The 9379-nt window shown below is 65.6% G+C and carries 9 protein-coding genes and 1 tRNA gene; 7 read left to right on the top strand and 3 right to left on the bottom strand.

Translation table 11 applies throughout. The features are described from left to right. From DM995_RS05060 to DM995_RS05030, 7 genes are all read left to right on the top strand, one after another. The coding region (locus DM995_RS05060; protein ID WP_116968696.1) for a DUF1178 family protein at window positions 1-130 on the top strand (130 nt) is incomplete at its 5' end. Window positions 131-191: 61 nt separating this feature from the next. Next, window positions 192-268 (top strand) — tRNA-Arg (locus tag DM995_RS05055). 179 nt (window positions 269-447) lie between these two features. Further along, complete coding sequence (locus DM995_RS05050) at window positions 448-1665, top strand: class I SAM-dependent methyltransferase (RefSeq protein ID WP_116968695.1); 1218 nt, start codon at window positions 448-450, stop codon at window positions 1663-1665. After that, window positions 1662-2021, top strand: a complete 360-nt coding sequence (locus DM995_RS05045; RefSeq protein ID WP_116968694.1) for a hypothetical protein — start codon at window positions 1662-1664, stop codon at window positions 2019-2021. The genes DM995_RS05050 and DM995_RS05045 overlap by 4 nt, the downstream gene beginning before the upstream one ends. Window positions 2022-2065: 44 nt before the next feature. Beyond that, a complete protein-coding gene (locus tag DM995_RS05040; RefSeq protein ID WP_198669258.1) occupies window positions 2066-2743 on the top strand; it encodes a hypothetical protein in 678 nt (225 codons plus the stop codon). Window positions 2744-2886: 143 nt separating this feature from the next. Then, on the top strand, window positions 2887-4431 hold the full coding sequence (locus tag DM995_RS05035) for a globin-coupled sensor protein (RefSeq protein ID WP_116968693.1): 1545 nt from the start codon (window positions 2887-2889) through the stop codon (window positions 4429-4431). Window positions 4432-4567: 136 nt separating this feature from the next. Beyond that, the gene (locus DM995_RS05030; RefSeq protein WP_157973081.1) at window positions 4568-5050 is read left to right on the top strand and encodes a CheB methylesterase domain-containing protein; all 483 of its coding nucleotides are present in this window, start codon (window positions 4568-4570) and stop codon (window positions 5048-5050) included. Between the two features lie 18 nt (window positions 5051-5068). Here the strand turns inward: DM995_RS05030 and DM995_RS05025 are convergent, their stop codons facing one another. The 3 genes from DM995_RS05025 to DM995_RS05015 form a co-directional block, all read right to left on the bottom strand. Further along, window positions 5069-6856 (bottom strand): putative bifunctional diguanylate cyclase/phosphodiesterase, encoded by a 1788-nt coding sequence (locus tag DM995_RS05025; RefSeq protein WP_116968691.1) that lies wholly within the window; start codon window positions 6854-6856, stop codon window positions 5069-5071. Window positions 6857-7011: 155 nt separating this feature from the next. Further along, entirely contained in the window at window positions 7012-8754 is a 1743-nt protein-coding gene (locus DM995_RS05020; protein ID WP_116968690.1) for an N-acyl-D-amino-acid deacylase family protein, read from the bottom strand. A 122-nt stretch (window positions 8755-8876) separates the two neighbouring features. Next, window positions 8877-9379, bottom strand: a 503-nt coding sequence (locus tag DM995_RS05015; RefSeq protein ID WP_286164928.1) for a ribosomal RNA small subunit methyltransferase A, incomplete at its 5' end; no start/stop codon positions are given.

The raw sequence follows: 9379 nt of genomic DNA, 5'->3' as shown, positions 1-9379 counted from the left end.
TTATGGCGAGGAAGACCATGCGCCGATCCACGGCCAGGCCGATCCCGACGAGGCCGCAGCGCTGGTCGAGGAAGGCGTCGCCGTCGCGCCGCTGCCGTTTCCGGTGATCCCGCCCGACGCCAAGAACTGACCGCGGCAGGCCGCCGAAACGATTGCCTTGCCGCCCCCGCTTGGCTAAACCGCAGCGCAGTGCGCCCGTAGCTCAGCAGGATAGAGCATCAGATTCCTAATCTGGGGGCCACAGGTTCGAATCCTGTCGGGCGCACCACTCCGCCGTTCTTGTGCCGCAGGATCGCTGCATTTTTTGCGTGATTTTTGATCCGGATCAAATCCCGCGAGCAAAGTTGTCCGTACAAATCTTGGCTCCGGGTGCCGCGCCGACGGTGTCCGGTCTCTCCTGTCCGGCAGGCATTGCGTCTTGCACGGCAACCGAAGGGCCCCGAGACGATGACCAAGGACTTGCCGCCCCCCTATACCGCTCTCGCCCGCCACCCGATGATGCCGCGCACCCGGCATGACGAGGCGGCGAGATTCAATTTCCTCACGCATTTCAACCGCTATGTCTCGGGCACATTGGGGCGCGGCAACCAGCTGGCCTATGAAAGCCGCGTACTGCCTGCGTTCCGCGCCGAGCATGGCCGCGATCCGGTGGATCGGCACGAGATTCGCGATGAGATGAACCGCGATCCGTTCCACCGCACCTGGTCGGCGCTCAAGCGCAACTCGATGGAAATGCGGCAGATGAACGGTCGCCAGACGGTGCTGCGCCAGCTCGACGAGCTCGATGCGCTCGCGCGCCAGTTCAACGAGCATTCGGGCCAGCTCGAGCTCGATCCGGCGATCGCGCAGCCATATTACCAGACCTGTGTCGACATCCACTGCCAGCCCGGCGGCTATCATTCGGAGGAGCGCCCCGGCGATGTCACGGTGGGCGCGAATTACGATGTCGGGTTGTTCGCCACGACCGGCGGCGCGCTCGGAGCGCTCAACGATGGCGGCGGGCAGGCGGTCGTCGCCTGGGTAAAGGCCAACCGGCCCGGCTGGTCGCCCCGCCGCATCCTCGATATCGGCTGCACCATCGGGCACAATGCGGTGCCGATTGCGCAGGGCTATACCGAGGCCGAGGTGATCGCGATCGACACTGCGGGCGCAAGCCTGCGCTATGGCGCGGCGCGGGCGGCGGGGCTCGGCGTCACCAATATCCGCTTCGTCCAGGACGATGGCGAGGACCTGTCGCGCTTTCCCGACAATCATTTCGACTGGGTGCAGACGACGATGTTCCTGCACGAGCTCTCCGCCGCATCGATGCCGCGCATCCTCGCCGAAGCCTGGCGCGTGCTCAAGCCCGGCGGGCTCATGCTGCATGTCGAGCAGCCGCAATACGGGCCGGACATGCCGCTGTTCGAACAGTTCATGCGCGATTGGGATGCGTTCAACAACAACGAGCCTTTCTGGTCGGCGATGCACGGGGTGAGCATGACCGAGGTGATGCAGGACGCCGGGTTCTCGCCCGAGGAGCAGTTTTCGATCGGCGTCCGCGCCGTGGTCGATCCCACGATCTTTCCGCCGTCGCCCGATGGCGGGCAGGAAGACTATGGCCGCGCGGCCATCTGGAACGCCTATGGCGCCTGGAAGGCCGCGCCTGCGCAGGAGATGGCAGCATGACGCAAGGACTGGACTGGATCGCCCGATCGGGCGCACGCGCCAAGGGCCGCCGCCCCGCCTTTTTCGACGAGCCTGCGGTGGATCGCCTGTATTCGCTGAGCCTCGCGCTGATGGCCGAGCTTTCCGCGACGCGTGAACGGCTCGATACGTTGGAGCGGCTGCTCGAGGCGGGCGGAAGCCTCAAGCGGCGCGATATCGAGGATTATGCGCCCGACCGGATCGCTGGCGAGGAACGCGGCGAGGATACCCGCGCCTATATCGCCAGGGTGATGCGCGGCTTCCAGCAGGAGGTCGAGGCGATGGAACAGCCCGACCCGCCGATCATGGACATCGTCGAGCAGCTTTCGGCGCGGTGATCTGCGAGCCGGCGGGCCGGCTCGACCAAGGAGGGGGATGACGGGTGATCGAAGAGGTTCTGGTGCTGCGCTGGGTGCACATCCTGGCGATGGTCTACTGGCTGGGCGGGGAATGGGGCGTGTTCCAGTCGAGCTACAATGTCATCAACCGCGCGCTCTCGCTGGACGAGCGCCGGCGGCACATGGAAACCGCCTATCGCATCGATATCCTGGCGCGCACCGGCATCATCCTGCTGCTCCCGCTGGGGCTGCACATGGGGCATATCTATGGCCTGCAGCCCTTTGGCGGGGGGTATCTGACCGCGATGTGGCTGTTTGTCGCCGGCTGGCTCGGGCTGTGCTGGGGGGCGTTCTTCCGGCGCGAGACCGATATCGGCATCACCCTGACCAAGATCGACGAGGCGATCCGCTATCTGCTGATCCCCGCGATCTTCGCCATCGGCATCGCCTCGCTGCTGGGGCACGGCCCGCTGGAGGCGAGCGAAGGCATGCGCTGGTACGCCACCAAGCTCACGCTTTACGGCTTCACCCTGTGCATCGGGCTGGGGCTGCGCTGGATCATGCGCCGCTGGACCACTCGGTTTCGCATTCTCGCGCTCGGACCCGATCCGGTGCAGGAGGCCGCGCTCGAGCGCGAGATCGGCTATGGCAGGCTGATGGCCTATGTCTATTGGGTCACGATCGCGGGAATCTGCTTTCTGGGAACGGTCAAGCCGTTCTGAAACGTTATTCCGGACCCGATCCGGTGATTCTGTTTCTTAACCAAGGTTTCTTGCTGTCGCAGCTACCGTAGATATACCGTATTTAGGGCTTTGTTTACGCTGCAGGGCCTTATTCCACCCCATAGTTTAATGGGGATAGGGCCATGGACACCGCATCGGCAAATCAGGACAGACTTTCGTTTTTCGGCATTGATGGCAAGGACTACAAGAGTTTTCCTCGCATCCTGAAGCTGTTGCAGAAGCACGCGCCCGGCGCGCTGGCCGACTTTTACGAGAAGATCGCCGCGACGCCCGACGTGGCCAAATTCTTCAAGTCGAAGCAGAACATGGACCATGCTCGCGACAAGCAGCTTAACCATTGGGTTCAACTGTTCTCGAACCAGATTGGCGAGAGCTATTTCGGCAAGGCCGAGCAGATCGGTAGCGTCCATGCCAGGATCGGCCTTGCGCCAACCTGGTATATCGGCGGCTATGCCATGGTGCTAGAACAGCTTATCCATGAGGCCGTCGCCGGCTCGCCGCTCGCGCGGCTCGCGGGCAACAATCTCGGCAAGATCATCGGCACGCTCGTCAAATGCGCGCTGCTCGACATGGATATTGCCCTTTCCAGCTATTTCCGGGCGGAGGAAGCCCAGCGCCTGGCCGTCATCTCCCAGGTCGGCCAGGCGCTGGAATCGCTCGCGAAGGGCGATTTCACCGTGCGTCTCCAGGGCCTGCCGCCCGCCTTTTCCAAGGTGGAGCAGGATTTCGAGTTCATGCGCAGCCGCATCAACGAGGCCCTGGCCCAGGTCGCCGAGACGGCGGAGAGCATCAATACCGGGTCGATCGAGATCAGCCAGGCATCGGATGACCTGTCCTCGCGCACCGAACAGCAGGCGGCTTCGCTGGAACAGACCGCAGCGGCGATGGACCAGCTGACCGGCGGCGTGCGCGAGACCGCCGACGGTGCGGCGCATGTCAACCGGTCGGTCGCCGAAGCCCATTCCGATGCGACGCGCGGCGGTGCGGTCGTCAAGGAGGCGGTCGCGGCCATGGACGATATCGAGCGTTCCGCGCAGGAAATCGCGAAGATCATCAACGTCATCGACGGAATCGCCTTCCAGACCAACCTGCTGGCGCTCAATGCCGGGGTCGAGGCCGCGCGCGCGGGCGATGCGGGCAAGGGCTTTGCCGTCGTCGCGAACGAGGTGCGCGCGCTGGCGCAGCGCTCGGCCGACGCGGCCAAGCATATCAAGGAGCTGATCAGCGAAAGCTCGCGTCAGGTCAACCGCGGGGTCGAGCTGGTCGGACAGTCGGGCGAGGCGCTGGACAGCATCGTCGGCAAGGTCGCCGAGATTGCGGGCCTCGCGGCCAATATCTCGGAGCTTGCAGCGGCGCAGTCGAACAGCCTGCAACAGGTCAACACCGCGGTCAGCGAAATGGACAAGATGACGCAGCAGAACGCGGCCATGGTCGAGGAATCGACCGCAGCCGCGCGCAGCCTGGCGACCGAGGCCGATCAGCTCTCCGGGCTCGTCTCGCACTTCTCGCTGGAAGGCGGAGCACCGGGCCGGGGTTCGACCGTGCGCGAGATGCCCAGGGTCGCAGCAGCGCGTCGCCCCGCCAGGGCATCCGCGCGGACAATGACGCAAGGCAACCTCGCCGTCGCGATCAACACCGACCCGTCCGAAGACTGGTCCGAATTCTAGGAACCGATCGCGGGGGGCCATGCGCCATGCAGCATCCCTTCTTGCCTGCGACATGTGATGGCTATGCGGCCACCGCCCGTTCCGCAAGGGCTGTGCGGTCGCCGGGTCCGTCATGGTGCGGCGCATGAGCGTGGCCATGGCATCCGCAGCGCGCGTCCGCAGCGGCTCGGTGCAGTCTGGCTATCGGTGGAACGGCACGATCGTCGCCATCGCCGCCTCGACCGGCGGGGTGGAGGCGATCGAGCGGATCGTGGCCGAGCTGCCCGCGGACGGTCCTCCGGTGCTGATCGTGCAGCACATGCCCTGCGGCATCACGATGCTGTTTGCCGACCGCATGAACCGGCACAGCCGGCCGCATGTCGTCGAGGCGCAGGATAGGATGCCGATCGAGCGGGGCACGGTCTATGTTGCGCCCGGCGGGTCGCACCATCTGGTGCTTGCCGAGGGCGAACCGCTGCGATGCCGGCTGCTCGATGCGCCGCCCGTGAACGGTCATCGGCCCGCTGCGCAGCTGATGAGCAAGCTGGGCGTGCGCAGCCTCGCCGAGGCGGTGCAGATCGCGCTGGAGGCCGGACTGGAGCCGCGCGGCGCGATCGTCCGCGTGCACCCGGAGGCCTGATCCGGGCGCGGCAACGGCTCAGCCGCCGCCATCGCGTCGGACGAAATCGGTCGCCAGTGCCTCGGTCAGCGCCGGGGCGATCAGGAAGCCCTGGATGCTGTCGCACTCGAGTCGCCGCAGCAGCCGTGCCTGGGCATCCTGCTCGACGCCTTCTGCTACCACCTTGAGCCCCAGCCGGTGCGCCAGATCGATCACGCTTTCGACGATCACCCGGTCCTTGCCGTCTACGCAGATCGCCTCGATGAAGCTGCGGTCGATCTTGACATGGTTGATCGGCAGCTGGCGCAGATGCGTGAGCGAGGCAAAGCCGGTGCCGAAATCGTCGAACGCGATCTCGACACCGAGCGCGTTGAGCCGATCGACCGCCTCGCGCACGGCCTTGGCGCCGCGATCGAGCAGCATGCCTTCGGTAATCTCGATGCACAGCTGCTCGCCGCTGATCCGCCCGCTTTCGACCGCGTCCGCAATGCGATCGATAAAGGCGCGCGCGCGGAAATCGCCCAGCGTCGCGTTGATCGCGATCCATTTGAAGGGCACGCCTTCGGCCTTCCAGCGATCGATCTGGCCAAGCACCTCGGTCAGCACGAAATTGCCGATCTCGGCGGCGATCTGCTCGTCCTCGAACACCTCGCCGAATGTCGCCGGGGTCTGGATGCTGCCATCGGTGCGGCGCCAGCGCAGCAACGCCTCGAACGCCATCGGCTGGTCGCCTGCCAGATTGACGATCGGTTGGTAGAGAATGAACAGCTCGTTGCGCTCCATCGCATGGCTGATCGCCACGCGAAGCCCGGCGCGCTGGTCTGCCGCCTCGCGATACGAGGGCTTGAACCGGCGCGCGCAGGCCCGGCCCGATTGCTTGGCGGCATAAAGCGCCAGGTCCGCGCTCTTCAAGAGGCTCGCGGCATCCTTGCCATCCTGCGGGAACAGCGCCGCGCCGATGCTCGCCTGAATGGTGCAGTCCTCCACCCCGGAAACTGGCTTGCGCTGGAGCGCGACGAGAATGCTGTCGAGCCGATGCTGCAGCTGGGTGCCATCCTCATCGTGCAGGATGACGGCGAATTCATCGCCTCCAAGCCGGCCGATGGAGTCGCATTCGCCGAGCTCCGCGCGCAGCGCCTCGCCTACGGCGACCAGCAGCTGATCTCCGGCATGATGCCCGGCGCTGTCGTTGATGTCCTTGAAATGGTCGATGTCGAGGATCGCGGTCGCAAAGGGCAGGCCCTTGCAGGTGGCGACCGCCATCAGCTCCAGGAAGCGGCGGCGGTTGGCGAGACGGGTAAGGGGATCGATATTGGCGAGCCGCCAGAGCCGTTGCTCGGCCTCTTTCTGCGGCGTCACGTCGAAACGGATCGCGGTATAGCCCGACCGGTCGCGGTGCGGCACGATGGTGGTGTCCACCCAGTAGAGCCGCCCGCATTTGGCACGGTTGCAGATGACATCGTGCCAGACATCGCCGCGCGAGATGGTGCGATACAGGTTCTGGAAGAAAGCGCGATCATGCTCGCCCGAAGCGAGGATGCGGTGGTTCGCGCCGATCAGCTCGGCCTCGGAATAGCCGCTGAGTTCGCAGAACTTGGCGTTGACCGACTTGATGCGCCCGGCCCGGTCGGTGACGGCAACGATCGCAGCGGCATCGAGCGCTTCGCGCTGGAAATCGGCCAGCGCCGCAAGCTGCTGCAGGCGTCCGCTCTGCAAGAGGCTGCGGCTCTGCAGCATCGCCAGCTCGCGATCGAGCCGGTGACCTTCCTCATCGCCGATCGGACTGGCTCCATCGCGAAACTTGCTGGCATCCCGTTGAACCGACATAGTAATTTCCTGCGCTCTAACCCTCCGATCCAGCGCTTTCTCGCTTAACAAAGGGTGAAATACAGGGTTTCTACGGTATCGGTCGGGTTCCCAGCGGGGGATTGCCAGCTAGACCACAGCCGCGCGGTGACCCGGCAGTGGCCAGCCTGGCCATGTCATTCGGCGGCGACGCGCTGCTCGACATTCTGCGGGCCGCGGATCAGCGTGCCGGGGCGCGCCGCCGTCACCTCGCCGTCGCGGAAGGTGATCTCGCCCGACTTGATGGTCGCAACATAGCCTTCGGCCTTTTGCAGCAGCCGCTTGCCGCCGGCAGGCAGATCGAACGCCAGCCACGGACGCGAGAGCCGCAGCCGCTTGAAGTCGATCACGTTCAGATCGGCGAGATAGCCGGGCTTGAGCACGCCGCGATCGTTGAGGCCATAGAGCCGCGCGGTATCGTGGCACTGACGCTTGACCGCCAGTTCGACCGGGATCGTGCCCGCCTTGCGGTCGCGCGCCCAGTAGCTGAGCAGGAAGGTCGGCGCGGCAGCATCGCAGATCGTGCCGCAATGCGCACCGCCATCCGACAGCGAGACCACGGTATCGTCGCGCTCGAGCAGCCCCTTGATGAATTCGAGGTTGCCGTCCTGGTAGTTGAGAATGGGCAGATAGATGAACCCGGTGCCGTCATTCTCCATCAGCACGTCATAGGCATATTCCGCCGGATCGCGCCCCGCCGCATCGGCGACCAGCGCGATGCTTTCCTCGCGCGTCGGTTCGTAGCTGAAGCCGTCGACCAGCGGGAATTGCAGCGCCCATCCGGCGGTGACCAGCATGAACAGCGCAGCCGTGTCCATCGAGGGCGGGGGCAGATTGTCCTCGGCCAGCAGCTTTGCCTTGAACGCCGGGTCCTTGAGATGGCTCAGCTGCTCGTCCCATGGCAGGTGCGCGATCGCCTGCCAGCTCGGGCGCTGGACGAACGGGTGGACGGTGCCGCGCCACGCCATCACCACGCCGGTGCCGCGCAGCGAGATCTGCGCGACGACATGACCACCGGTGCGGTTGGCCTCTTCGCACGCGGCCATCTGCTCGGTCCAGTGCATCTGCTTCATCGGCGACTGCAGCATGGCGAAGGTCACCGGCAGCCCGGTCTCCTTCGACAGCGAGGTCATCCAGTCGAACTCCTTCCATTCGGGAACGAGGTCGGAAGCCATTTCGAACACGCCATAGCCGACATTGCCCATCGCGCGGCCAATGCCGATCAGTTCGCGCGCGGTCGCGGTCGTGCCGGGGACGAGTTCGCCGTCGATCGACTTGTGGAGCACGGTGCGCGACGAGGAAAAGCCGAGCGCACCGGCGCGCAGACCATCCTCGACGATCCTGGACATCGCGGCGATATCGGCATCGGTCGGCTCCTCATTGGCCGCGCCGCGCTCGCCCATCACATAGGCGCGCACCGCGCCATGCGGCACGTGCGTGCCAATATCGATGGTGCGCGGCAGGCGTTCGAGCGAATCGAGATATTCGGGGAAAGTCTCCCAGTCCCAGCTCATCCCCTCGGCGAGCGCGGTGCCCGGAATGTCCTCGACGCCTTCCATCAGACCGATCAGCCATTCGTGCTTGTCGGGCGCGGCCGGCGCGAAACCGACGCCGCAATTGCCCATCACGACGGTGGTGACCCCGTGCCAGGACGATGGCGCCATGACGTCATCCCAGGTCGCCTGGCCGTCATAATGCGTGTGGACATCGACGAATCCGGGGGTGACGATCAGTCCTTCGGCATCGATTTCCTGGCGGCCCGGCCCGTTGACCTTGCCCACCACCGCGATGGTGTCGCCGCTGATCGCGATATCGCCGACAAAGGGCGCGCCGCCCAGGCCGTCATAGATCATGCCGTTGCGAATGATCAGGTCGTACATGGGCAGGCTCCTCATCCTTGCGCCGCGCCGGCTCTGCTGCCCGGTCGTCTGGCGGTTCGGGAGGGGATGCTAACCGAGTTTCGGCGAAAGGGAAGGGGGAAGCGGTATGGTTGCGCAATCGCTCAGGCCGTCTCCATCGCCCGCGCCACCGCCAGAAACTCGTCGACGCTCAGCGTTTCCGCCCGTCGCGCGGGATCGATTCCCACCGCTTCCAGCGCCGCCAGCGCGCCGGGCAGCCCCTTGAGGCTCTGGCGCAGCATCTTGCGCCGCTGGCCGAACGCCGCGGCCGTGATCGCCTCGAGCCGCGCGGCCTTGATCCCTTCGGGCATGGCCGCAGGCGTCAGGTGGACGATCGCCGACATGACCTTGGGCGGAGGGGTGAAGGCGCTGCGATGCACCTTCATCGCCAGCCGCGGCCAGTCCTGTCCGCTCAGCCAGCCGATGAGCAGCGCGGTGCCGACATTATAGGGCAGGTTGGACGCGATATGGCAGGGACCCGACATGACGCTTGCCAGCGGAAGCTCGAGCGCATCGCCCTCGATGACCTTCAGCTGGCCGGGAAAGGCCTCGGACAGTTCAGCCAATGCGGGCAGGCAGCGGCGATCGCGCTCGATCGCGGTGACCT

Source organism: Blastomonas sp. UPD001 (assembly GCF_003426715.1).
In the GTDB taxonomy this organism is placed as follows: Bacteria; Pseudomonadota; Alphaproteobacteria; order Sphingomonadales; family Sphingomonadaceae; genus Blastomonas.
Note: the sequence above shows the minus strand (reverse complement) of the source record. Positions and strands in the feature narration are given on the sequence as shown.

Bases quoted from the DNA above. Each gene is read 5' to 3' on its own strand.
- DM995_RS05050 (WP_116968695.1), top strand. From the start codon at position 448: ATGACCAAGGACTTGCCGCCCCCCTATACCGCTCTCGCCCGCCACCCG.
- DM995_RS05020 (WP_116968690.1), bottom strand. From the start codon at position 8,754: ATGTACGACCTGATCATTCGCAACGGCATGATCTATGACGGCCTGGGC.
- DM995_RS05045 (WP_116968694.1), top strand. From the start codon at position 1,662: ATGACGCAAGGACTGGACTGGATCGCCCGATCGGGCGCACGCGCCAAG.
- DM995_RS05025 (WP_116968691.1), bottom strand. From the start codon at position 6,856: ATGTCGGTTCAACGGGATGCCAGCAAGTTTCGCGATGGAGCCAGTCCG.
- DM995_RS05030 (WP_157973081.1), top strand. From the start codon at position 4,568: ATGGCATCCGCAGCGCGCGTCCGCAGCGGCTCGGTGCAGTCTGGCTAT.
- DM995_RS05035 (WP_116968693.1), top strand. From the start codon at position 2,887: ATGGACACCGCATCGGCAAATCAGGACAGACTTTCGTTTTTCGGCATT.